The sequence below is a fragment of the Sinomonas terricola genome, assembly GCF_034931225.1.
Classification (GTDB): Bacteria; Actinomycetota; Actinomycetes; order Actinomycetales; family Micrococcaceae; genus Sinomonas; species Sinomonas terricola.
The window spans coordinates 19,622-42,150 of the sequence record NZ_JAYGGQ010000022.1; the positions used below are offsets into that span (position 1 = coordinate 19,622).

General features: G+C 70.8%; 24 protein-coding genes. 14 read left to right on the forward strand and 10 right to left on the reverse strand.

Translation table 11 applies throughout. From position 1 onward, the window contains the following. The first annotated feature begins 4 nt into the window (after positions 1-4). From SPF06_RS20580 to SPF06_RS20590, 3 genes are all read left to right on the forward strand, one after another. On the forward strand, positions 5-1,396 hold the full coding sequence (locus SPF06_RS20580) for a phenylacetate--CoA ligase family protein (protein ID WP_323281031.1): 1,392 nt from the start codon (positions 5-7) through the stop codon (positions 1,394-1,396). A 125-nt stretch (positions 1,397-1,521) separates the two neighbouring features. Further along, the gene (locus tag SPF06_RS20585; protein WP_323281032.1) at positions 1,522-1,785 is read left to right on the forward strand and encodes an SHOCT domain-containing protein; all 264 of its coding nucleotides are present in this window, start codon (positions 1,522-1,524) and stop codon (positions 1,783-1,785) included. Positions 1,786-1,795: 10 nt separating this feature from the next. Continuing rightward, positions 1,796-2,350 carry a sulfocyanin-like copper-binding protein gene (locus tag SPF06_RS20590; RefSeq protein ID WP_323281033.1) on the forward strand — a complete coding sequence of 185 codons (555 nt, stop codon included), beginning with the start codon at positions 1,796-1,798 and terminating at the stop codon, positions 2,348-2,350. Positions 2,351-2,394: 44 nt separating this feature from the next. Here the strand turns inward: SPF06_RS20590 and SPF06_RS20595 are convergent, their stop codons facing one another. From SPF06_RS20595 to SPF06_RS20615, 5 genes are all read right to left on the reverse strand, one after another. Then, a complete protein-coding gene (locus SPF06_RS20595; RefSeq protein ID WP_323281034.1) occupies positions 2,395-3,579 on the reverse strand; it encodes a permease in 1,185 nt (394 codons plus the stop codon). Positions 3,580-3,692: 113 nt separating this feature from the next. Next, positions 3,693-4,064 (reverse strand): flagellar assembly protein FliW, encoded by a 372-nt coding sequence (locus tag SPF06_RS20600; protein ID WP_323281035.1) that lies wholly within the window; start codon positions 4,062-4,064, stop codon positions 3,693-3,695. Further along, positions 4,061-4,945 carry a flagellar hook-associated protein FlgL gene (gene flgL / locus SPF06_RS20605; RefSeq protein ID WP_323281036.1) on the reverse strand — a complete coding sequence of 295 codons (885 nt, stop codon included), beginning with the start codon at positions 4,943-4,945 and terminating at the stop codon, positions 4,061-4,063. Before flgL ends, SPF06_RS20600 begins: the two co-directional genes overlap by 4 nt. A 1-nt stretch (position 4,946) precedes the next feature. Continuing rightward, on the reverse strand, positions 4,947-6,368 hold the full coding sequence (flgK, locus tag SPF06_RS20610; protein WP_323281037.1) for a flagellar hook-associated protein FlgK: 1,422 nt from the start codon (positions 6,366-6,368) through the stop codon (positions 4,947-4,949). A gap of 14 nt (positions 6,369-6,382) precedes the next feature. Then, complete coding sequence (locus SPF06_RS20615) at positions 6,383-6,865, reverse strand: flagellar protein FlgN (RefSeq protein WP_323281038.1); 483 nt, start codon at positions 6,863-6,865, stop codon at positions 6,383-6,385. Between the two features lie 208 nt (positions 6,866-7,073). Here SPF06_RS20615 and SPF06_RS20620 point away from each other — a divergent pair, with 208 nt between their 5' ends. The 7 genes from SPF06_RS20620 to SPF06_RS20650 all read left to right on the forward strand — a co-directional run bounded on the left by SPF06_RS20620 (position 7,074) and on the right by SPF06_RS20650 (position 13,219). Continuing rightward, the gene (locus tag SPF06_RS20620; RefSeq protein ID WP_323281039.1) at positions 7,074-8,621 is read left to right on the forward strand and encodes an FAD-dependent oxidoreductase; all 1,548 of its coding nucleotides are present in this window, start codon (positions 7,074-7,076) and stop codon (positions 8,619-8,621) included. A gap of 182 nt (positions 8,622-8,803) precedes the next feature. Next, complete coding sequence (locus SPF06_RS20625) at positions 8,804-9,625, forward strand: SMP-30/gluconolactonase/LRE family protein (protein WP_323281040.1); 822 nt, start codon at positions 8,804-8,806, stop codon at positions 9,623-9,625. Beyond that, positions 9,622-10,035, forward strand: coding sequence for a DUF1801 domain-containing protein (locus tag SPF06_RS20630; protein WP_323281041.1), 414 nt, complete (start codon positions 9,622-9,624; stop codon positions 10,033-10,035). The genes SPF06_RS20625 and SPF06_RS20630 overlap by 4 nt, the downstream gene beginning before the upstream one ends. A gap of 91 nt (positions 10,036-10,126) precedes the next feature. Further along, positions 10,127-10,990, forward strand: a complete 864-nt coding sequence (locus SPF06_RS20635) for a flagellin N-terminal helical domain-containing protein (protein WP_323281042.1) — start codon at positions 10,127-10,129, stop codon at positions 10,988-10,990. Between the two features lie 103 nt (positions 10,991-11,093). Further along, entirely contained in the window at positions 11,094-12,506 is a 1,413-nt protein-coding gene (gene fliD / locus SPF06_RS20640; protein WP_323281043.1) for a flagellar filament capping protein FliD, read from the forward strand. A gap of 10 nt (positions 12,507-12,516) precedes the next feature. Then, positions 12,517-12,933 (forward strand): flagellar export chaperone FliS, encoded by a 417-nt coding sequence (fliS, locus tag SPF06_RS20645; protein WP_323281044.1) that lies wholly within the window; start codon positions 12,517-12,519, stop codon positions 12,931-12,933. Beyond that, entirely contained in the window at positions 12,926-13,219 is a 294-nt protein-coding gene (locus SPF06_RS20650) for a hypothetical protein (protein WP_323281045.1), read from the forward strand. The genes fliS and SPF06_RS20650 overlap by 8 nt, the downstream gene beginning before the upstream one ends. 8 nt (positions 13,220-13,227) lie before the next feature. Here SPF06_RS20650 and SPF06_RS20655 read toward each other — a convergent pair whose 3' ends face one another. Next, positions 13,228-13,905, reverse strand: a complete 678-nt coding sequence (locus tag SPF06_RS20655; protein WP_323281046.1) for a pyridoxamine 5'-phosphate oxidase family protein — start codon at positions 13,903-13,905, stop codon at positions 13,228-13,230. 72 nt (positions 13,906-13,977) lie between these two features. Here SPF06_RS20655 and pdxR point away from each other — a divergent pair, with 72 nt between their 5' ends. Continuing rightward, a complete protein-coding gene (gene pdxR, locus SPF06_RS20660) occupies positions 13,978-15,318 on the forward strand; it encodes a MocR-like pyridoxine biosynthesis transcription factor PdxR (RefSeq protein ID WP_323281047.1) in 1,341 nt (446 codons plus the stop codon). A 57-nt stretch (positions 15,319-15,375) separates the two neighbouring features. Here pdxR and SPF06_RS20665 read toward each other — a convergent pair whose 3' ends face one another. Continuing rightward, positions 15,376-16,011, reverse strand: a complete 636-nt coding sequence (locus tag SPF06_RS20665) for a VanZ family protein (RefSeq protein WP_323281048.1) — start codon at positions 16,009-16,011, stop codon at positions 15,376-15,378. A 7-nt stretch (positions 16,012-16,018) separates the two neighbouring features. Then, positions 16,019-16,882: a helix-turn-helix transcriptional regulator gene (locus tag SPF06_RS20670; protein WP_323281049.1), complete on the reverse strand. Its 864-nt coding sequence runs from the start codon at positions 16,880-16,882 to the stop codon at positions 16,019-16,021. A 77-nt stretch (positions 16,883-16,959) separates the two neighbouring features. Between SPF06_RS20670 and ilvD the strand changes: the two genes are divergently transcribed. Next, on the forward strand, positions 16,960-18,843 hold the full coding sequence (gene ilvD / locus SPF06_RS20675; RefSeq protein ID WP_323281050.1) for a dihydroxy-acid dehydratase: 1,884 nt from the start codon (positions 16,960-16,962) through the stop codon (positions 18,841-18,843). 332 nt (positions 18,844-19,175) lie between these two features. Further along, entirely contained in the window at positions 19,176-20,834 is a 1,659-nt protein-coding gene (locus tag SPF06_RS20680; RefSeq protein WP_323281051.1) for an HNH endonuclease signature motif containing protein, read from the forward strand. A gap of 27 nt (positions 20,835-20,861) precedes the next feature. Here SPF06_RS20680 and SPF06_RS20685 read toward each other — a convergent pair whose 3' ends face one another. Then, entirely contained in the window at positions 20,862-21,209 is a 348-nt protein-coding gene (locus tag SPF06_RS20685; protein ID WP_323281052.1) for a VOC family protein, read from the reverse strand. Positions 21,210-21,378: 169 nt separating this feature from the next. Further along, complete coding sequence (locus SPF06_RS20690) at positions 21,379-21,948, reverse strand: SRPBCC family protein (RefSeq protein ID WP_323281053.1); 570 nt, start codon at positions 21,946-21,948, stop codon at positions 21,379-21,381. 234 nt (positions 21,949-22,182) lie between these two features. Here SPF06_RS20690 and SPF06_RS20695 point away from each other — a divergent pair, with 234 nt between their 5' ends. Further along, positions 22,183-22,524: a flagellar basal body rod protein FlgB gene (locus tag SPF06_RS20695; protein ID WP_323281054.1), complete on the forward strand. Its 342-nt coding sequence runs from the start codon at positions 22,183-22,185 to the stop codon at positions 22,522-22,524. Positions 22,525-22,529: the final 5 nt, after the last annotated feature.

Here is a 22,529-nt window from a genome sequence, read left to right on the forward strand (position 1 = left end):
AGCCATGGACCTCCGAATGCTTGCCTCGCTGCTCGGCACGCGTGCGCTGTGGAGGCGACGCGACCATTGGGGCGAACCGCAGATCCGTGACCACCAGGATCGGGCACTCGCTGTCCTCCGCGGCTATGCGTATGCCCGGTCCGCCTTCTACCGGCGCCACCATGCGGGCCTTCAGGGCGCTCCGCTCACGGAGCTGCCACCGGTGACGAAGGCACAGCTGATGGAGAGCTTCGACGATGTCGTCACGGACCCACAGGTTCGCCTGGCCGACGTCGAGGCCCACCTGAGCGAGCTCGTCCGGAGCGAAGGCGATCCGGGACAGCCGTGGCGGGGCCGCTGGTGGGCCGCCCAGACCGCCGGCACGACTGGGCGCCGGGGCGTTTTCGTCTGGGACCGTCGCGAATGGTCCACCGTCCTCGCCTCCTACGCCCGGGCGAACGACTGGGCCGAGGTGCCGGCGGGGCTGACGCGCCCGCTGAGCGTCGCCGTCGTCAGTTCACGCCTGCCCACCCACCAGTCCGCAGTGGTCGGAGCGACTCTGGACTCGCGGTTCGTGCCCACGCTCAGGCTCGACGCGACGGCCCCGCGCGCCGAGACGGTCGCAGCCCTGAACCGGTTCCAGCCGCGCCTGCTCGTGGGCTACGCCTCGGCGCTGCGCCCCCTCGCGGCAGAGCAGCAGGCCGGCCGGCTCGCGATCCGGCCGCAGCGCGTTGTCTCCGCCTCCGAGGTGCTCGCCCCCTCGGCGGCGAAGGAGATGGAAGAGGCCTGGGGGTCGGCGCCTCTCGACGTCTACGCCGCGACCGAGACAGCGGGGGTGGCCTCCCCATGCCGCTACAAGAACCGCCATCTCTACGAGGACCTTCTCGTCCTCGAACCCGTCGACGCCTCGGGTTCGCCCGTTCCTCCCGGGACCGTCGCGGCGAAGCTCCTGGTCACCGTCCTCTTCTCCCGGACCATCCCGCTGATCCGCTACGAGCTGACCGACCAGCTCTCCGTCGACGGCAGGGAGTGCCCGTGCGGCCGGCGCTTTGTCCAGGTCAGCGGTGTCGTGGGGCGCCTCGAAGACGTCCTGCACCTGCCCGGCCCATCCGGAACGGCAGAGGTCCATCCGAACGTCTTCCACGCGATCCTCGACACCGCCGGGGCCACCGGATGGCAGGTTCGGCAAGAAGCGGACGGCCTGACCGTCCTGCTCGCTGGCCCGCCGCCGGATGTCGCTCTGGTCGCTCTCGGCCGCGAGCTAGAGCAAGCCCTCGAGAGGGCGGGAGCCGGAGAAACGGCGGTGCGATGGATGGTGGTCGAGGAGATCCCCCGCACCGCGTTGGGCAAGGCTCCGCTGGTCCGGGCGCTCCGACCGCCGTCGGCGTCGCCGCCCATGGGAAGCGGGACGCCGTGAAGTGAACGGATGATCAACGGCCCGCGGAGCCTCGACCGGAGTCCCAGCGGCCGATTCCGGGTCCAACGGCCCTGTCCAATGGCCTGGCCGAGGGCCGAAACTCCGGGACAAGGGAGGAGAACGAGATGATGTACGGCTACGGCACGTGGGGCGTCTGGGGCTGGGTGGCCATGGGCATCGTGATGCTCTTGTTCTGGGGCGGCGTGGCGGCACTCATCGTCGTTCTCGTCCGCGGGGCCAGGGGTGGCTGGGGCGGAGGCGGATACTACCCGCCGGCGGGCCCCTCGCCGGATGACCCGGAGCGGATCCTCGGCCAGCGCTTCGCCCGCGGAGAAATCGACGAGGCCGAGTACAAGGCCCGGCTCGAAGCGCTCAGGCGCAGGCCGTGAGGGGCAGGCCGTGAGGCGCTCCGGCCTTGTCACCATCCTCGTCGCCGCCGGGGCCGCACTCCTGCTGACGGCCGCGTCCCTACTCGGTTTGGCCCTTCTGGGCGCGCCCACAGGCTTCCAAACGGTGGGACCTCCGGCCTGCAGCGCCCCGAGCCTTCCCGGCACCCTGATCAGGGTCTCAGAGACGGACCTGGGTGTGAGCGTGATGGGCTCTCCCATGATGCGCGGGGCGATGAGGCTCTCTGCGGACAGGACTTCCGTCCCGCGCGGCCAGGTCTCGATCGCCGTGACGAATCTGGGGTACGTCCCACACGAGCTTCTCGTCCTGCCCCTTCCCGGCGGGCAGACCCCGGGCACGAGGATCAGCGGGCCAGACGGACGGATCGACGAGGCCGGGCTCCTCGGCGAGGCGTCGGGGTCGTGCGCGGGCGGAGCGGGTGAGGGCATCGCCCCGGGCGCCGTCTCGTGGGTCACCCTCAACCTTCCCGCCGGCCGCTATGAGCTCGTCTGCAACTACCCCGGCCACTACGCGGCGGGCATGTACGGGGAACTCACGGTGAGCTGATCCTCTGGGGCTGAACGGCGTCAATGACGCACGGCAGTGCCGCGTCAGTGCTCGTGGTGGTGGCCGTCGTCATGCCCATGCCCATGCGAGTGGCCCGGCTCGGGACCGGCGTTCATCATCTTCAGCATCTTCGCCCCGCCTTTGAGCAGGAACCGGGCCACCAAGAGTGCGGCGAGGGCGAGGAAGGCGATATTCAGCCACGTGGTGTAGTTCCACGAGACCGCTGCTTCGAGGACCGTGGCGTTGCGGGTGTGCGGGGTGAGGCCAGTCACCGCGAAGAGCAGTTCGACGGCGTAGCCGGCCAGGACCATGGCAAGGTAGAAGGTGCCCGTGATGCTGAGGGCGGCCTTGGTGCCGTAGTACTTCCGGTAGATCAGGATGATCGGGACGACGATCAGGTCCGCGAAGATGAAGCTCGCGACCCCACCGAAGCTGATGCCCCCGTTCCACAGGACCGCCGCGAGAGGGACGTTCCCGACCGAGCACACGAAGCTGAGCACCGACACGATCGGGCCGATGATCGGACCCCATAGCGCCGCCAGCACGTCGTTTCCCTCGAAGAAGAAGGAACGCAGCCACTCCTTCGGAACCCACGCGTCGATTGCGCCGGCGATCAGCAGCCCGCCGACAACATCCCGCCACACGGCGGCCCAGTCCATGACGAAATAGGCGGCGACCGCGTCGAGGCCCGGCCGGGAGAAGAGCCGGGCCCAGAAGCCGCCCTCGCCCGGGACAGACATGTCCATGGCGGCGTGGCCCTCCATCGACCCGGCGATGCCCTTCTCGGCCTGCTCTCGGGCGGCGTCGACGATCTTCCCGCGCACCCAGAGCCGGAAGAAGAGCGCGACCAGGACGATCATGATCGGTCCGCCGATGAATTCGGCGAGCGTGAACTGCCAGCCCATCAGCAGGGCCAGAATCAGCCCAAGCTCGATGACGAGGTTCGTCGAGGCGATCTCGAAGGCCATGGCCGAGGTGAAGCTTGCGCCCTTGCGGAACAGGGCTCTGGCCAGGGCGACTGCGGCGTACGAGCACGACGACGACGCCGCCCCGAGCCCGGTGGCGGCGGCCAGAGCCCGGGGCGAGTCCCCAGCCAGGAGCCGGGTGACCTGCTCCCGGCGCACGAGGGCCTGGACGATTCCGGAGAGCGCGAAGCCCAACATCAGCGGCCACAGGATCTCCCACGCCATCGACCCCGCCGCCGCGAGGGCGCGCAGCACTGGGCTCACGACATCCATCCCTCGCGCTCCTCCCGCGCTCCCGCCTTCAATGCTTCCGCGCCCTGCGAGAGTTGGCCAGCGTTTGATCGCCGGAGTCGCGCGCCGTGGGCGTCGGAGACCTTCTAACCGCCGAGCGCCGCGCGGAGCGGCCACCCCTGCCCGTCGAGGATGGCCTGGATGCCGCGGCCCGTCGTTTCGTTGACGAGCAGCGGAGCCATGAGGTTGACCGTGGTCCCGCCCGCGCCGGGAGTCGCGACGACGAGGATGCGCGCGGCCGCCGCATCCTCGAGGCCGATCGCGCGGCACGGTGCCGCGATCTCGGGGGCGTAGTCGGGGACGTACACGGCGGCGTCCACCGCGAACAGCCGCACGTCCGGCCTCGCGGCCGGGCGAAGGCTGAAGAGTCCGGCGGCGCCCTCGACGGCGTCGAGCGAGTACTCGATGTGCGGGGCGAGGCCCGGGAGCGGCTCGACGAGGGTGAGGGGCGCGCTCACTTGAGGAAGTCCATGAGGCTCGGCGGAAGGGCGCGGGCCGTGACCGCGAGGGCGGCCTGATACGCGGTCTGCTGGAGCTGCAGGTCGAGGGCCGCCTTCCCGAGATCGACGTCCTCGATGCCCGAGCGCTGCGACTCGAGCGCGGTCTGGTGTGCCATGAGATCCGATCCTGCCCGTTCGAGCTGTGCAAGGCGAGTCCCGACGTCGGCGCGCCCACTCAGGACGGCCCGGATGCCGCCGTCGAGCGCTTGGAGCCGCGCCGTCGGATCCGCGCCGCTGCGCAGATCCGCCGCGATGCCGTCGAGGACCGAGAAGACTGACGCCGCGCCCGTCCCGAACACGGCCGCTCCGTCCGCGTCCACCCGCACGGTCTGATCCGCCGAAAGCCGACGTTGGACCGATCCGCCGGGGGAGCCGTTGAACACGGGCGGGGCGCCGTCGATGAACGCGCTCGGCGCGTCCGACGTCCCCGCGAAGACGTTCCGGCCGAGGTACTGCGTGTTCGCGGCCGCGAGGAGGTCCTTGCGCGCGCCGTCGACCTGGTCCGCGAGGGCCTTTTTCCCGTCCGGGGTCAGGGAGCCGTTGCCGCCCTGGACCGCGAGGTCGCGGACCTGCCGCAAGAGCGCTGTCGCGCCGCCGAGCGCCGAATCGAGCGTCGTGAGCCAGGCCGTGCCGTTGTCGATGTTGCGCCTGTACTGGGCTGTGGCGGCTATCTCGGCATGCACGCGCAGCGCGTCCCCCGTCCCGAGTGGATCGTCGGAGGGCCTCGCGATCCGGCGGCCCGAGCTCGCGCGGTCCTGCGCGGCCGCGAGCCGCGCCTGGCCCGCCCCGAGGCTGCGCTCGGCCGCCATCATCATGGTCTGGCTGGTCACGCGGAGCATGTCAGAGTCCTACCGTTCCCGTGTGGTTGATGAGGGTGTCGAGCGCCTGGTCGATCGCGCTCATGACGCGGGCCGCGGCCTGATACGCGTGCTGCCCCGCGACGAGGCCCATGTTCTCCTCGTCGAGGCTCACCGACGCGCTCGAGGTCTGGGCCGTCTTCGCGCTCGAGGCCGCTGTGGCCGCGAGCGATTCCTCCTGCTGCGTGGCCTTCGATGAGCTGCCGAGCGCCGTGACGAATCCGGCCCATTGGCTGTCCGGGGATCCGTTCGCCGCGCCGAGCTGCGCGATGGCGTCCGCGGTCGCTCCGTCGTAGGCGCCCGCCCCCGCAGCCCCCGCCGCAACGCCGCTCGCGTCCGTCGGCACGACGGAGAGGCCCTCGGCCGCCGGGACGCTGGGGTCGAGGGCGAAGAACGCGAGGCCGGTCGCGCCGCCCGTCGTCTGCCCCGCGGCGTGCACCGTGTTGACGGCCGCCGCGAGGGTTGCCGCGAGGGCGCTGTAGCCCGCCGCGGCCTCCGCGATGGGGCCGCCCGTGCCCTGGGCGTTCGCGGGGGCGAGCACCGAGAGCGCGCCGGCGAGCGAGCCGCCGTCCAGGCTCGCGGGCACCGACGGCCGGTCCGCCCAGACGAGGGACGGCCCGGGTGCGGCCCCCATCGTCGTGCCGCCAGCGAGCTCGATCGCGCGCGCGGCGTCGCCGTCGACGAGCGCGTTCCCGCCCACCGATACTGTGACCGTGCCGTCTGCGTGCTCGCGGACTGTTCCGCCCGCGAGCGACGCAACCGTCTCCGTGAGGCGGCTGCGCGCGTCGACGAGCTCGTTCGCCGAGCCGCCCGCCGCGACGGCCGAGCGGATGCGCACATTGAGCGCCGCGATCTGTCGTGCGGCGTCGTTGACGGCCGTCACCATCGTCGCGGCGTCGGCGCGGGCCGCCGACCATTGACCCGAGAGGGCCGCGTACCCGGCCGAAAGCCGCGCCGCGAGCTGCCTCCCGCTGTCGAGGAGGACCGATGCGGGAGCCGGCTCGCCGGGCTGATTCGCCACGTCGTGCCACGCGGCCCAGAACGACTGGAGCTGCGCCGAGACGCCGCCGCTCCCGGGCTCCTGCAGCGCCGCCTCGATGCCCTGATACGCGGCCGAACGCTGCGCCGCGTAGCCGGACGCCGCTGTCGTACTTCGCACGCTCGCGTCGAGCAATGCGTTCCCGAGGCGCTCGATCCGCTGCACGGCGACGCCCTCGCCCGCGCGCGGGCCCCCGGCCCAGGCGAGGCCTTCTGGGCCAGACGGCCCGACGGCGGCCTGGTCGACGCGCTGCCGCGTGTAGCCGTCCGTGCCTGCGTTCGCGACGTTCTGACCTGCGACGTCGAGGGCCTGCTGCGCGGCGACAAGGCCGCTGTACGCCGTCGAGAGGGCTCCGAAGGTGCTCATGGGTGGTCCTTCGCTCACAGGTCCCGGTCAAAGAGGCGCGCGCTGCTTGCCCCCGCGGCCCGCCCCCGCGCGTCGTACGTCTTGGCGGCCGGCTGGCCGTCGGCGAGGGTCTCCTGGGCGGAGCGCGACGCGGCCCGCAGGAACTGGGCGTTCGCGTCGCGGAGCTGCCGGATCGCCGTCGTCTGCTCTGTCATCGCCGTGAGGTGGGCCGAGAGGATCGCGCCCCACGGACCGTCGGGAGCGCCGGCGGCGAGCTCCCGGAGGGTCGCCTCGTCGGGGAGTCCCCATTCGCGGGCGACGACGGCGGCCGTCACCGCGCGCGCGAGGCCCGCCGCGGCGAGGCGGTCGAGGACCTGCTCGACCTCACGCGTCGCGTGCGAGAGCCATCTCGTCTTCCCCGCGGTGAGGAGGAGCTGTTCCTCCTCGAGCTTGAAGGTCAGCAGGTCCAGCAGTTCGCGCTCGTGCCAGAGCTGTGCCGAGAGGTCTTGAATCGCCATTCGTTGGTCCCCCGTCAATAAGGCTGTGCGGCGCTGCGCTGCGCGGAACGCCGTGTGACTCGCACTATCGGCTGGGATGGGGGATTGGTAAGGGTGTCGCGCACCTCGTTGTTGCCTCTATTCCTGGCCTGCGTGGCGGTCCTACCATGGGCTGCACTCAAGCCCGCGGAGACTTCCCGGGCATTGTCACCGATCCGGAGGTGTCGTGGTGACTCCCGCATCGAACGACGCTCGGCCAGAAGGTGAACCCGTCTCGCTCTGGGTCGCTACCGCCGGAACCACCGATTACCCTGCTCTGGGCGGGCAGATCGAAGTCGATGTGGCGGTGGTCGGCGCCGGCATCGCGGGGCTGACCACCGCGCTCGCGCTCAAACGCGCCGGCCGCACGGTTGCGGTCATCGAGGCCGCCCGTGTTGGAACTGGCGTCACCGGCCATACCACTGGCAAGATCACGTCCCTGCACCGTCTGGCCTATGCCCGACTTGCGCGCAGCCACGGCACCGGCACGGCCCGCGCCTACGGACAGGCGAACGAAGCGGCGATCGAGCACATTGCGCACGTCGTGGCTGACGAGGCCATCGACTGCGGCTTCCGCCGAGTCGCCAACTACACCTACGCCGAATCCGATGACGGTCTCGAACTCGTCCGCGCCGAAGCTGCCCTGGCCTCTAGACTCGGTCTACCGTCCACGTTCACGAGCGACGTGCCGCTGGCCTTTCCGGTCAAGGGCGCGATCCGGTTCGACGGTCAGGCGCAAGTCCACCCCGTGAAGTACCTCCAAGGACTCGCCCGGGCGGTCGACGGCGAAGGCAGCTTCGTATTCGAGCAAACACCCGTGCAGCAAGTGCACGACGGGACCCCGTGCACGGTCGACACCGAGCAGGGAGCGGTCCACGCTCATGACATTGTCTTGGCCACCAATGTGGCGTTCGGCAGCCTCGGATTGTTCTTCCTTCGCTGCCACCCGCACCGCTCTTACATCGTCGCGGGACGAGTGGACACCCCGCCGCTGGACGCAACTTTCATCAGCGCCGACGAACCGCTGCGCTCCATTCTCACCGTCGACCTCGGCGGCACGAGTTACGTGCTGGCCGGCGGCGAAGGCCATCGCGTGTCGGAGGCCGGAGACACCGCGGGGCGCTACAACAGACTCGCCGGCTTTGCCCACGACCGCCTCAGTGTCGGCGAGGTGGCCTACCGCTGGTCAACGCAGGATGGGATGCCGCTTGACGGGCTGCCCTACGTCGGACTCGTGTCCCCGCTCGCCAGGCACGTGCATGTGATCACGGGCCTTCGCAAATGGGGCCTGTCCAACGGGACCGCCGCCGCCCTCATCCTCGCCGACACGTTGAACGGTCGGGAGAACCGATGGGCGCGAGCGTTCAACAGCAATCGGATCACGCCCGTCGCCAGCGCCAGCAGGTTCATCACGGAGAACGCCAAGACCATGACGGCGGTCCTGACGAGCAAGCCGCGCGGGCGAACCGGTCGCGACGCTCTGACCCCCGGGGCGGGAGCAGTCATCAAAGTCGGCGGCCAGGAGATCGCCGTGTACAAGGACGACGATGGCCAGGTCCACTCGCTCTCCGCAACGTGCACCCACCTTGGCTGCACTGTCGGCTTCAACCCCAGCGATACCACGTGGGACTGCCCATGCCATGGCTCCCGATTCGCCATCGACGGCACCGTCATCCATGGACCGGCCGCCAAAAACCTCCCTCCGGGACCGTCCCGTCTCCCTGAAGGTTTCGAATGACCGCGTCCAGCCGGCCCTTCAGCCCTCTCGCTGATCTCGGCAGGATCATGGTTGAAGTCATGAGGGGCGCCGCTCCTCCCGCTCTTGCGCCAGGGAGACGGGCGCCGCCACCCTGATGGCATCAGCACGGCGGGCGGGGCGCATGCTTCCGCCCTCGACGGCTTCTCGCGACGGAGGCGGCAGTGACCTTGAACGTGGTCTTGGACGGGCTCATCCTCGGCGAGTCGCCGCGCTGGCACGACGGCAGGCTGTGGGTCGCGGATTGGGCCGCCCACGAGTTGATCACGCTGGATGCGGACGGCACGCGCGAGGTCGTCGAACGTCCCACCGCGATTCCCTGCTGCATCGACTGGCTTCCCGATGGGCGGCTGCTGCTGGTCTCGGGCGACCGGCTCGTGCGGCAGGAACAGGACGGCACCCTGGTGACACACGCCGAGCTACGGAACCTGGATCCGCACGCGTGGAACGACATCGCCGTCGACAAGCGGGGGAACGCGTTCGTCGGCTGCATCGGCTTCGACTTTCCGGGCGGCGGGTATGCTCCGGGAATCCTCGCGGTCGTCACTCCGGATGGAACGGCACGACGCGCCGCCGAGGGCCTCGCGTTCCCGAACGGGATGGTCGTCACCCCCGACGACGGGACGCTGATCGTCGCGGAGTCATACGGGAACCGGCTGACCGCCTTCGCCATCGGCGAGGACGGCTCGTTGTCCGATCGTCGTGTGTGGGCCGAGCTCCCGGGCGATCACCCGGATGGGATCTGCCTGGATGCCGAGGGCGCGGTCTGGGCGGCCGACGTCGGCAACCGACATTGCGTGCGGGTGCGCGAGGGCGGTGAGGTCGTCCAGACGATCGACGCCGACCTCGGCTGTTACGCGTGCGCGCTCGGAGGGCCCGACGGCAGGACGCTCTACATCGTGACCTCGCGTTTCCCGAATGACTTCCGCACCCCCGCCGGCCGGGTGCTTTCCGTCCAGGTCGACGTCCCGAGCGCGGCGGCATGACGGACGGCCCACGCCAGGACCCCCGGGTCGACGAGTACATCGACCGCCTTCCCGAGTGGCAGCAGGCGATCTGCCGCCGCGTGCGGGCCGAGGCGCACGCCGCCGACCCCGAGGTCCACGAGACGATCAAGCGAACCGTGCGGCCCTACTTCGTGCTCCAGGGGAACATCTGCGCCCTGCTGGCGGCGAAAGACCACGTCAACGTCTTCATCTACGACCCCCTTGCGCCTGACCCGAACGGCATCATCAATCAAGGGCAGGGCAACGCCACGGCACGCAGTGTCCAGATCTATCGCGGCGACGACGTTGACTGGGCGGCCATGCAGGAGATGTTCAGGGCCGTCGTCGCGAACAACCGCGCCGGCGGTTGGCGACGCCTCAAGGCAGCACGCGGGGACAAGGGCGCCTAACGCGATCGCGACGCCTGCCGATAAGCCACGGTGAGGGCCCACGGACGGGCCCGGAGCACCACCCCACTTCAAGTTCACGGAGGAAAGAGTCATGGGACTCACCATCAACACCAACCTCTCGGCCATGCAGGCCTACCTCAACCTCAACAAGACGTCCTCGGACATGGCGAGCTCGATGGCCAAGCTCTCGAGCGGCCTCCGCATCAACACGGCGGCCGACGACGCGGCCGGCCTCTCCATCTCGGAGGGCCTCCAGTCGCAGGCCAGCGGCAGCCAGATCGCGGCCCGCAACGCGCAGGACGGCGTCAACGTGATCCAGACGGCGGAAGGCGCGCTCGGGGAGGTCCACTCGATCCTCCAGCGCATGCGCGACCTTGCGGTCCAGGCGGGCAACGACTCGAACAACGCTGCGTCCCGCACGGCCATCAAGACCGAGGGCGACGCCCTGGGCGAGGAACTCGACCGCATCACGAACTCGACGAACTTCAACGGCATCAAGCTGCTGGACGGCACCGCGGGCGGTGCCTCGGCCCTGAGCTTCCAGGTTGGCGCCGATGGCACGGCGAACAGCCAGATCAAGGTCGACTTCGGCAACCTGACGACCTCGCTGACCACAGGCGGCGGCGCGTTCTCCGGCGCGGCCGGCTCGGCGGCGTTCCTCGTGGACACGGCGGCCAACGCGGCGACCACGGTCACCAACCTCGACACCGCGATCGCGGCCGTCTCGGCGCAGCGCTCGGGCCTCGGCGCCTCGCAGAACCGCCTGACGCACGCGATCAACGTGCTCAACACGTCGGCGCAGAACCTGTCGGCGGCCAAGTCCCACATCACGGATACGGACATGGCGCAGGAGATGGTCAACTACACGAAGGACTCGATCCTCTCGCAGGCCGGCACGGCGATGCTCGCCCAGGCCAACCAGTCGGGCCAGAGCGTCCTCAAGCTCCTCGGCTGATCCCTTCCGAGAGCCCCCTTCCGGAGCTGGTGGCGGCCGCGGGATCCCCGCGGCCGCCCTCGGCGTCGGAACCCCACGGCGAGCACAGTGAGAAGGAGCGAACGTGTCGACCCTCTCGATGAACGGCCTCGGCAGCGGCATGGACATCACGTCGATGATCAACGCCCTCATGCAGGTCGAGGCGCTGCCGCAACAGCAGCTGCAGAAGGCCCAGCTCACTGACCAGAGCGTCATCACGAACCTGCAGCTCCTCAACGGCAAGGCGTCGGCCCTCGCGACGCTCGCGACGAATCTCTCCGCGCCGGGCGCCCTCGACCTGTCCACGGCCACGACGACCAACCCCGCGGTGACCGCGACGGCGGGAACGACGGCGACGCCCGGCACCGTGAGCGTGCAGATCAGCCAGGTCGCGCAGTCCCAAGTTGACGTCACCGCGGCCATGGGGGCGTGGACCACGGACGCCTCCGGGGCCCCTGCCGCGCTGACCCTCGTCGACTCGACCGGCAAGCAGACGCAGGTGAATCCCGCCTCGACGTCGCTCGACGACGTCGTCTCCGCCATCAACGCGGCGGGCGGACCGGCGACGGCGATGAAGGTCGCCGCCGGGACCGACGCCTCCGGGAACCCGCTCTACCGGCTCCAGCTCACGGCCTCGAAGTCCGGCGCCGCGGGCGCGTTCGAGGCGTACGTCGGCACCGCCGCCCAGGTGAGCGCAGGCACGGCGAGCGATCTCATGGCCCAGCCGGGCGCCGCCGTCGTCCTCTCGGCCCAGGACGCGAAGGCGACGCTCTATGCGGGGACCGCCGCGCAGCAGGCCATCACGTCCTCGACGAACACGTTCGCCAACCTCGTCCCCGGCGTGAACGTCACCGCGGGCGCGGCTGCCGTGGGCAGCACCGTGACCGTGACGGTCGCGAGCGACACCGCGGGAATCGAGAAGCAGGCGGGCAGCCTCGTCAGCTCGGTCAACGACCTGCTCGGCTACATCTCGCAGAACTCGGCCGTCGCGACGACGATCACCTCCGGCAGCTCGACCGCCTCGGGCGGGGTGTTCACCGGCGATTCGACGATCGGCGGCGTCGCGGACGCCGTCACGAACGCCGTCTACCTGCCGACGAGCAGCGGCAAGTCGCCGTCCGACCTCGGCATCGGCATCCAGCAGGACGGCTCGTTCGTGTTCGACCAGTCCAAGCTCGACGCGGCCCTTGCAGCAGACCCGAAGGGCACGCAGGCCTCGCTCCAGGAGATCGCCTCGCGCGTCGCGGCGGCAGCGAAGAACGCGTCGGACCCCGTGACCGGATCCGTCACCGCCCTCGTCTCCGGGCGCCAGGCCGAGGTTTCCGACCTCGGCAACCAGATCAGCGACTGGGACGCACGGCTCGCGACCCGCAAGGCCGCGCTCACGGCTCTCTTCAACGCGATGGACACGTCCCTCGGAACGCTCAAGTCGCAGCAGGCGTGGCTCACGAGCCAGATCGCCGGCCTGCCCAGCTACTCGACCTCGACCTCGAAGTGAGGATGCGACCGTGACCATCTCCGCAGCCCGCGCTCGGCAGCAGTACAGCCGCGACGCGATCCTCTCGGCCAGCCCCATCCGGCTCCTGACGATGCTCTACGACCGGCTCCTCCTCGACCTGCGCCGCGCCGAGGCCGCGCAGGAGGCGGGCGAGTGGCTCGGGGCGAGGGAGAACCTGCTGCACGCCCAGGACATCGTGGCGGAGCTCACCGCGACGCTCAGGCCGGGAGCCTGGGACGGCGCGGCCGGGCTCCGGGGCATCTACGACTACGTGCACACGGCTCTCATCCACGCCAACATCCACCGGGACGTCGCCCGGACCCGCGAGGCCGCGGCGCTCCTCGAGCCGCTTCGGCAGTCGTGGCACGCGGCCGCGGCGTCGGTCCCCGCGGAGCCGTCGCCCACGGGAGGGTACGGGCTTGGCTGAGAGTTGGGAGGACGTGCTCGCGCGGCTCGAGGAGGACCTCGACGGCGCGGCTCGCCAGCTCCGCGGCTCGGGCGACCCCGCGCTCGCAGGGTGGGCGCCGCCGTCGTTCTTGGGGCCGATCCCCGAGCAGCTCATCGGGCGCGCGCTCGCGGTCCAGGAGCGGCAGCGTCGCCTTGCCACGCGGCTTGCCGAGGCGAAGGACGACGCCGCCCGGCACCTCGCCGCCGTGAGCTCAGTGCCGCTCGGGCGTGGCGGGGGCGCGCTGTACCTCGACGTCGAGGGGTAGGCGGGTTTTCAGGCGACGGCGAAGGACGCCGCCCGCGCCGCGACGTCCGCGGGCGGAGGGGCTCCCTCGGAATCCGCGTCGGGCACCGGCGCCTCCGCGACGCGTCGCAAGGGGATGTGCCCGCCCCAGATCCCGTCCGCAACGTCCTCCGGCTCGTCGACGGGCCCGCCCGCGCGGACCTTGAGCGAGGCCTCCGCGAGCGGCACCGCGAGCACTGCCGTCGCGGCGAGCTCCTTGCGCGTGCTCGGGCGCAGGGTCTCCCAGCGCCGGGGGATCATGTGGTCGACGATCGCCGCGAGGGCCCGCTCCCGTTCGGTCGGATCCTCGACCCGGCGCGCTCGGCCGATGACGACGGCGCTGCGGTAGTTCATCGAGTGATGGAAGGCGCTGCGGCCCGCGACGAGGCCGTCGAGCTCCGTGATCGTGACGCACACGTCGTGCTCGAGGGCCTTGGCGAGCCAGCCCGCGGCGACCGAGCCGTGGAGGTAGAGCGTTCCGCCGTCGTCGGGGCCGTCGAGGTTCACGCCGAAAGCCGTCGGGAGCACCACGGGATGGCTTCCCGCGATGACGCCGAGGTGGGCCAGGAGAGCGTCCGAGAGGAAGTCGTGGAGGGCGCTGCGATCCAGCACGGCGCGGTTCTTGCCGCGGTTCACTTGGGTTCGGGGCGTCGGGGAGAGCGTGTTCATGATGACTATCATCGAATCCAAGTGGCCTGTTGGCACGGGCCAATTCTCAAGCAGAATGACAGGACACTTCTGATGCAGGCCCTCCCCCTCCGACTGGACCGTGCGAGCGAGGCGCCCCTTCCGGCGCAGCTTTCGGCGCAGATCCGCGAGCTCATCCTCGCCGGAACCCTTGCGCGCGGCGACAGGCTTCCCTCGAGCCGCTCGCTCGCGGCGGACCTCGGCGTCTCGCGGAGCGTGACCGAGCTCGCCTACGAACAGCTCGTCGCCGAGGGCTGGGTCGAGACCAGGCGCGGCGCCGGGACGTACGTCGCGTCCCCGCCGGGAGCAGGACCGCGCCCGCTCGCGCCGGCGTCGGCTCCTTCGCCGCGTCCCAGAGGCCTCGTGCGGCTCGACGCCGGGACGCCGTGGACCGATCCGCGCGGACTTGCGGGCTGGCGGCGGGCCTGGCGCGAGGTCTCCACGTCGGTGCCGCCGCGCGGCTACGACGATCCCCGAGGTCTCCCCGAGCTCCGTGAGGCGCTTGCTGCCCGCCTCGCACGGACCCGGGGCCTCACCGTGGACCCCAACGCGATCATCGTGACCGCCGGGACCACCGACGCGCTACGGCAGCTCCTTCCCGAGCTGCCGCCCGGCCCCGTGGGCATCGAGGACCCGGGTTACCGGGCCGCCGTCGAGACCGCGCGCTCGTTCGGCCGCGACGTCGTCGATCTCCCGGCGGGCGGGCCCGTCGAATCGCTGACCGGGTTCGCGGCCGCGTACGTGACCCCCGCCCATCAGCATCCGCTCGGCCGCGTCATGCCCGCCGCCGAGCGGCTCTCACTGCTCGACGCCGCCCGCTCCGCCGATGCCCTCGTCATCGAGGACGACTACGACTCGGAGTTCCGGTACGACGTCGCGCCCGTCCCTGCGCTCGCGGCCCTCGACCGCGAGCGGGTGGCCTACGTCGGGACCGCGGCGAAGTCTGTGATCCCCACCTTGCGCCTCGGCTGGCTCGTCCCGCCGCCCGACGTGCTCGAGGCGATCGTCCGACGGCGGGAGGTCACCCATGCGGGCGCGGCCTGGCCCTCCCAGCGGGCGCTCCTCACGCTCCTGCGCGACGGCTGGCTCGACAAGGCCGTCAAGGCAGCGCGGCGGGTGTACGCCGAACGGGCACCTCGGGTTGCGGCGGCCCTGTCTCCCTATGCGACGCCCGCCGGCCCGCTCGCAGGGATGTACTCGTGCTGGCTCATGCCGGAGGCTCAAGCGCTGCGGGCGCGGGCTGCCGCCCGGGAGGCCGGGTTTGAGGTCAACCTCCTCAGCTCGTATGCGCGGAGCAGCCCGCTCACCGGGCTCGTCGTGGGCTTCGGCGGCGTCACGGACGAGGAGCTCGACCGCGCGCTCGCGGCGATGGCGGGCGGGTTGCGGGAGGGGTGAGATCCCGGCGGTTGCGCGTGCTGGCACTTCGCTGCGGGGGGATTGTTGGGCCTGTGTTCACATGTGCAGTCGGATGATGAAGAGGAAGTAGCACCACACTGGCATCGAAAGCAGTGACAACACGGCCATCGCGGTCCGTACTCGAGATCGCTCGCGCAGGATCGCGGAGAGCAGCCAGAATACGAGCATTCCGATGAGTCCTCCGACGCAGTTCAGGATCACGTCGTCGATGTCCGATGCGCCCACTGCGAACACGCCCTGGATGATCTCTGCGGCGACGCTGACCGAGGCGACTATGAGCATGGTGAGCCATGCGGCTGCCCGACGTCGGAGCCACGATGCGTACACTCCGAGCGGGATGAAGATCAGGATGTTCCCGACGACGTTGGCGAACGCCGCTCTCTCGGTCCCGGGAGAGTGGCTGAACGCATATTCCGCGATACTTGCGAACGGGATGAGATTGATCGATCTCTCCGAACCCGGTGCACGAGAGAAGAGAAGCAGCTTCAGCAGGAAGGCCGCGTAGAGGGCGAAGACGGCGAAGATGGCTAGGGTCTCCGCTTTCGCCCGTTTCTCGGTGAGTCGCCAGCTCGGCACATCATCCGCGACCGCGGTGGGTTTCGGTTGTACGCCCATCCGCAGGACCGTACAGAGGGAACCTGTCGTGCTCCTGTGAGACCTGGTCAGCAGCACCCCGTCGTCATGTCCGCGTCGACGCGACGAGCTCGGCCATGCGCTCGCGGGTGTCCGTGCCAGGCGCTGGCAGGTAGGCGATGATCCGCAGGCTCGGTGCGTCCGACGGGACGAGCTGGTGCTGCTCGAACTCGAGCCGCCCCGCGACCGGGTGCAGGAACGTGCGGGCGCGCGAGGCGAATCGCCGCACTTCGTGGTCGTCCCAGGCCCGGGCGAAGTCCTCGCTCTCCTCGCGGAGACGCGTCACGAGCTCGACGTGCGCCGAGCGGTCGGTGTGGGAGCCGGCCCCGGCGCGGTAGTCGGCGAGGAAGCTTCGGCTCGTGACTTCCCAGTCGGGCAGCATGCCGCGCACATAGGGGTCGGTGAACGTGAGGCGCAGGAGGTTGCGGTCGCGGGCGGGAACACTCGTGATGCCCGGGAACAGCGCCTCGTAGCCGCGGTTCCAGGCGCCGATGTGCCACGTCGAGGTGAGCGCGAACGCTGGCGTCGGGTCGAGCGCCTCGAGGAGGTGCTGCACGTGGGCAGGGACGGGCTCGGGGGCCGACGGCGTGGCCCGCGGCGCGGGGGCTAGGCCGCACAGGCCGAGGATGTAGTCGTGTTCGGGGGCGCTCAGGCGGAGGTTGACGGCGACGGCGTCGAGCACCTGGCGCGAGGGGTTGATGTCCCGACCCTGCTCGAGCCATGAGTACCACGTGACGGAGACGCCCGAGAGGAACGCGACCTCTTCCCGGCGCAGCCCGAGCGTGCGCCCGCGGCCTGCGGGAGGCAGGTCGAAGTCGGCGCGCACGAGGCGTTCGCGCCGCTTGCGCAGGAAGGCGCCGAGCTCCTTGCGCCGCTCCTCGGCGGGATCCACGGCGTCGAGGCGGTCCACGCCTCAACGCTAGCACTCTCACTACTAGTAGCAGCGGCCACTGGCATGCGCCCGCGCGCGCGTGATTGATTGGTCCAATGCCGATCCTCCGCTCTCGTACAGTCACCCACGGCCGCAACATGGCCGGCGCCCGCGCACTGATGCGCGCCTCCGGCGTCGCCGATTCCGACATCGGGAAGCCGATCATCGCCGTCGCCAACTCCTTCACGGAGTTCGTGCCCGGCCACACGCACCTCGCCCCCGTGGGCCGCATTGTCTCCGAGGCGATCAAGGCGGCCGGCGCCGTCCCGCGCGAGTTCAACACGATCGCCGTCGACGACGGCATTGCGATGGGCCACGGCGGCATGCTCTACTCGCTGCCCTCGCGCGATCTCATCGCCGACTCGGTTGAATACATGGTCAACGCGCACTGCGCGGACGCTCTCGTGTGCATCTCCAACTGCGACAAGATCACGCCTGGGATGCTCATGGCCGCGCTGCGCCTCAACATCCCCACGATCTTCGTCTCCGGCGGGCCGATGGAGGCCGGTCGCGTGACGCTCAGCGACGGCTCGGTCCGTTCCCTCGACCTTGTCAACGCGATCTCCGACGCGGTTGACGAGTCGATCTCCGACGCGGACATCCAGCTCATCGAGGAGAACGCGTGCCCCACGTGCGGCTCGTGCTCCGGCATGTTCACGGCCAACTCGATGAACTGCCTCACCGAGGCGATCGGCCTCTCGCTCCCGGGCAACGGCTCCCTCCTCGCAACCCACACCGCGCGCAAGGCGCTGTATGAGAAGGCGGGCGCCGCCGTCGTCGACCTCGCCACGCGCTACTACGCGGACGACGACGCCTCCGTGCTCCCGCGCTCGATCGCGACCGCCGCCGCATTCGACAACGCGATGGCGCTCGACATCGCGATGGGCGGCTCGACCAACACGATCCTGCACCTCCTCGCCGCTGCGCAGGAGGCCGGCGTCGAGTACGGGCTCGCCGAGATCGACGCGAAGTCCCGCCGCGTGCCGTGCCTCGCGAAGGTCGCGCCGAACGTCGCGAAGGGCAAGACGTATTACATGGAGGACGTGCACCGCGCGGGCGGCATCCCCGCGCTGCTCGGCGAGCTTCACCGCGCGGGCCTGCTCCACACGGACGTGCACTCGGTCCACTCCCCGGACCTCGAGTCCTGGCTCGACGCATGGGACATCCGCAGCGGCAAGGCGACCGAGGAAGCGCAGCGGCTCTGGCACGCCGCGCCCGGCGGGCAGCGCTCCGCGACGGCGTTCTCGCAGTCGAGCGAGTGGACGTCGCTCGACACGGACGCCGAGGGCGGCTGCATCCGCTCCGCCGAGCACGCGTACTCGAAGGACGGCGGCCTCGCCGTGCTGCGGGGGAACATCGCTGTGGATGGCGCCGTCGTGAAGACCGCAGGCGTCGACGAGTCGATCTGGACCTTCGAGGGACCAGCTGTCGTGTGCGAGTCGCAAGAGGAGGCCGTCTCGAAGATCCTCGACAAGACGGTCAAGGAGGGCGACGTCGTCGTCATCCGCTACGAGGGCCCCAAGGGCGGGCCGGGCATGCAGGAGATGCTGTACCCGACGTCGTTCCTCAAGGGTCGCGGCCTCGGCAAGAAGTGCGCGCTCATCACGGACGGCCGCTTCTCGGGCGGAACCTCGGGGCTCTCGATCGGGCACATCTCGCCGGAGGCGGCCTCGGGCGGCATGATCGCCCTCGTCGAGGACGGCGACCTCATCCGTATCGACATCCCGAGCCGCTCGCTCGAGCTGCTCGTGGACGCGGCCGAGCTCGACGCCCGCCGCGAACGTCTCGAGGCGACCACGGGCTACCACCCGGCGAACCGCGAGCGGGCCGTCTCGGCAGCGCTGCGCGCGTACGCTGCGATGGCGACCTCGGCGGACAAGGGGGCCGTGCGCGACGTCGACGCCCTCACGCGTCTGACGTCGCCCCAGCCGGTGGCCTGACGGACTACACCTGGCGGGACCGCTGTCCTTTGGGCGGCGCGGGCTGTCTTGGGCGCTTCATTGGCCGCGCGCCGCGGCAGAATCACAGGTCACGCTCGCGCCGGGGCGACTGTTCCGCGGCTCGGGATCGCGGATGACAGAGGGCCGCTCGCGCTCGCCCGCCCGCCCCAGTCGAGTCAGGACGGGACTCCTCTGGGAACGACGGAGGCGGCGGCTGCCTTGGGTCTCAGGCGAATGCCGTGCCTGAGGGGTGACTCAAGGCGGGTCTCACGGATGCGATCCTCGCGGGGCGGGGCGCTTAGTTTGTCGGACCCCTCGGGGAGACTCGTTCCATGATCGTCGAGGAGGTCCTGAGCCCCGTGGAGGGGGACCGCGTTTGCGCGGATCCGCGGGGCGCGGGACGGCTGGGCGCGGATCTGTTGGGCGCGGATCTGTTGGGCGCGGATCGGCCGGGCGCGGGGCCGTGGGGTGCCGATCCGTTGGGCGCGGTGGGCTGGGACTTCTATGGGGATCCGTTGGCGCGGCTGGTCGAGCCCCCGGCCGTGGACCCGTCCGTGTTCGAGGCGTTCGACGGGCTGGGCGAGGAGGACCCGGAGGCCGAGTTCCTGTGGGAGGCGGCGCTTCCCCCGGCGGCGCTCATGGCGCGGGCGCGGGCAGAGCGCGCCGACGGGCTTGTCGCTGAGCTGGAGCGCATCGATGCGGCGCAGGCGCGGCTCGAGGCCCGCAGGGCGGTCACCCTCGCGGCGCTGACCGCGGCCGTGGGCGGCTCCTCGGAGGACCCCGCGCGCAGGCTGGACGCCCCCACTGTGGCCGCGTCGGAGCTGGCCGCGGCCCTGCGGATCTCCCAGCGCACGGCCTCCGCCGCGGTCGCCGAGGCCCTCGCCGTCACCAAGGCCCCGTGGGCGCCGGTGCTGGAGGGGATGGCCTCCGGCGCCCTGCCGCGCCGCCGCGCGGCCGCGATCCTCGACGCCGCCGCCCCCGTGCCCCCGGAGCGGCTCGACGAGTTCGCCGCCGAGGCGGCGGCCATCGCCAACCCGCCCGATTCGGAGGGCATCCCCGCCCAGGGGGCGCTGAGGCGGCGCCTGCGCCGCCTGGCGGAGAGGCACGCGGGCGAGCCCCTGGTGGTGCGGAAGGAGCGGGCGGCCGCCCACCGGCGGGTCGATCTCGAGCCGGACCATGAGGGGATGTGCTGGCTGAGCGCGTACCTGCCGCTGGAGGCCGGGGCCGCGATCGACACCCGGCTTGAGGCCATCGCCCGGTCCCTGCAGGGCCCGGGCGAGGAGCGCACCCTCGGCCAGCTGCGCGCCGACGCCCTCGCGGACCTCCTCGCCGGCACCGGCTCCTCCCCGCTGGGCGGGGTGCGCACCGAGCTGATCGTCACCGTCCCGGCCCGCACCCTCACGCGGGGGGCCGACGCCCCGGGCGAGGACGACGCGGGGGAGGACGCACCGGGGGAGATCGTCGGCTACGGGCCGATCGACGCCGGCGCGGTGCGGCTGCTGGCCGCCGAGGCCGCGACGTGGTCCCGGCTCTGCGTCGAGCCCGGCACCGGCGCCCCGCTCGCCTTGGGCAGGCGGCGCTACACCCCGACCCCGGCGATGCGCCGCTTCCTCGGGGCCCGCGACCGGGCCTGCAGATTCCCCGGCTGCGACAAGCCCGCGGCCGCCACCGAGGCGGACCACACCCGGGAATGGTCCGAGGGCGGCGCGACAGACACGGGCAACCTCGCCCTGCTGTGCCCGCAGCACCATCGGCTCAAGACCCTCGGGCACTGGGAGGTCCGCCAGGCCGGCACCGCCCCCGCCGACCCCGCAACCACCCGTGTCCCAGACGACCCCGCCGACCCCGCACCCCCCGACGTGCCCGGCACCCCCAGCGCCCGCACCGCCAGCCGGGGAGCCTCCCCGCCGCCCGGGACCCTCGAGTGGACCGCGCCTTCCGGCCGGAGATACGTCACCTACCCCGAAGGCGACCCACCGCCACCGTTCTAAGCTCCCACGTGACTATGACAGCTTGATTCAGCTGGGCTGAGTGACGGCGAGCAGATTGCCCTCAGAGTCGTGGAACCACGCGGAGCGTCGCCCACCCATGTCGGCAATGCCGTTCACGGTCTTGAGACCGGGCAGATCGTATTCCTCGAACTGGACTCCCCGAGAGCGGAGCTCCTCCACCGCGGCTTCGACGTCTGCGGTCGAGAAGGCGATTTGGGTGTGGTCTCCGCTTGCCTTGCCCGAACTCGGGAAGACCAGCAGCCGACTGCCCTGGCCCAGCTCGTACGTCAGGCCGTCCGCCGTATCGTCGGTTGGAACAAGGCCCAGCGTCTGGGAATAGAACCGCCGCGCCCGGTCAATATCTTGGGCGGGCATGGTCGCGTACGCCTGCGCATGTCCTAGCCTTGTGCTGTTTGCCAAGGTCGACTCGCCTCCTTCGGATGCCCCTCGACCAAGATCCCTGCTGCAGGCTAACGCGGCCAAGAAACCCCGACAAGACTGCGCAAGGTCAGGTGTCCGTTCGTGAGGCGCCCCGGGCCACGCGCTACACCTCGTCGGCCTTGGCGTTCGGGTCTGTGTTGCCGCCGAATTCGGGCATGATCCAGAAGCCCGGACGGCCCGGCTTGATGGTGGTGTGTTCCGATGAGACGAGGCGGGCGCCCGATCGATCGGCCAGACCTGCACCGAAGGCGTTCATCATCCACCCGTGATTCCAGGTGAACGCGGGGCGTGCGATGGGCGCCAACGCCCGCATCCAGAGTTTCGGGGTCTCCACCAGCCAAGCGAACCGCAACGTGAACTCGGAGCCAGAGGATGACTCGACGGCGAGACGCCCTCTGCCTACGAGGTCTCCGGACGACCGCGCGTCAATCAGCCGGCGTGGCTCGACGGCGGTGGTTTCGGTCTCGTAGACGAAGCCGTACCCGGCTGGCGCGCGCACCGTGTTGCGATACACAGCCCCTACGCCGTCGCCGACAGAAGCTCGCAGAACCTCGACGCGTTTCAGCCATGGCCACCACTGCGGCCATTGCTCGACTTCCATGAGTTCGGTCCACACCGGATCGAGAGCGCCGTCGAATCGAAAGGTGCTGATGAAGTGATACCGCGCAGTCACGATGCTCCTGCTCCTCCCTTTTGCGCGCAGTCTAAGTTCGGCCCGGACGCCCCGCAATGGATCGGAAACAGCCCGGACGGCGCACGACCACTGCCTTGCCGACGCGCTCCGCCGTCCGGCGGCGCCTGCTGCTAACCGTTCGCAGCTCGTTGCCGATAGTCCCCACTGAGCACGGACTGCTCGACACTCTGGCCACGGACCGGCCGGCACCATTCGTACCCCAGGCAGGATTGTGTGCTCGATTCTGTGACCTCTGCCGCGCTCTCAAGCGCACTCGACGGCCTCTCGCTGCGCCAGCAGGCCATCGCCGACAACATCGCCAACGTCAACACGCCCGGCTACCACGCCAAGCGGGTCCGGTTCGAGGACGCCCTGGCCGCTTCCGTGCAGGCGGGTGACGGGCACGCCGCCGCGACCACTGCGACGTCGCTCGAGCCCACGCGGCTCGACGGGAACAACGTGAACCTCGACACCGAGACGCTCTCGAACATCGACACGGTGCTCCGGTTCCAGTTCGCTTCGCAGGCGGCGGGAGCGGAGTTCTCGGGGCTGCGCACGGCGATGCGGACCGCGTGAGGGCA

Bases quoted from the DNA above. Each gene is read 5' to 3' on its own strand.
- SPF06_RS20580 (WP_323281031.1), top strand. From the start codon at position 5: ATGGACCTCCGAATGCTTGCCTCGCTGCTCGGCACGCGTGCGCTGTGG.
- SPF06_RS20585 (WP_323281032.1), top strand. From the start codon at position 1,522: ATGATGTACGGCTACGGCACGTGGGGCGTCTGGGGCTGGGTGGCCATG.
- flgL (WP_323281036.1), bottom strand. From the start codon at position 4,945: ATGCTCCGCGTGACCAGCCAGACCATGATGATGGCGGCCGAGCGCAGC.
- flgK (WP_323281037.1), bottom strand. From the start codon at position 6,368: ATGAGCACCTTCGGAGCCCTCTCGACGGCGTACAGCGGCCTTGTCGCC.
- SPF06_RS20615 (WP_323281038.1), bottom strand. From the start codon at position 6,865: ATGGCGATTCAAGACCTCTCGGCACAGCTCTGGCACGAGCGCGAACTG.
- SPF06_RS20630 (WP_323281041.1), top strand. From the start codon at position 9,622: ATGACGGACGGCCCACGCCAGGACCCCCGGGTCGACGAGTACATCGAC.
- SPF06_RS20635 (WP_323281042.1), top strand. From the start codon at position 10,127: ATGGGACTCACCATCAACACCAACCTCTCGGCCATGCAGGCCTACCTC.
- SPF06_RS20655 (WP_323281046.1), bottom strand. From the start codon at position 13,905: ATGAACACGCTCTCCCCGACGCCCCGAACCCAAGTGAACCGCGGCAAG.
- pdxR (WP_323281047.1), top strand. From the start codon at position 13,978: ATGCAGGCCCTCCCCCTCCGACTGGACCGTGCGAGCGAGGCGCCCCTT.
- ilvD (WP_323281050.1), top strand. From the start codon at position 16,960: ATGCCGATCCTCCGCTCTCGTACAGTCACCCACGGCCGCAACATGGCC.
- SPF06_RS20680 (WP_323281051.1), top strand. From the start codon at position 19,176: ATGATCGTCGAGGAGGTCCTGAGCCCCGTGGAGGGGGACCGCGTTTGC.
- SPF06_RS20685 (WP_323281052.1), bottom strand. From the start codon at position 21,209: ATGCCCGCCCAAGATATTGACCGGGCGCGGCGGTTCTATTCCCAGACG.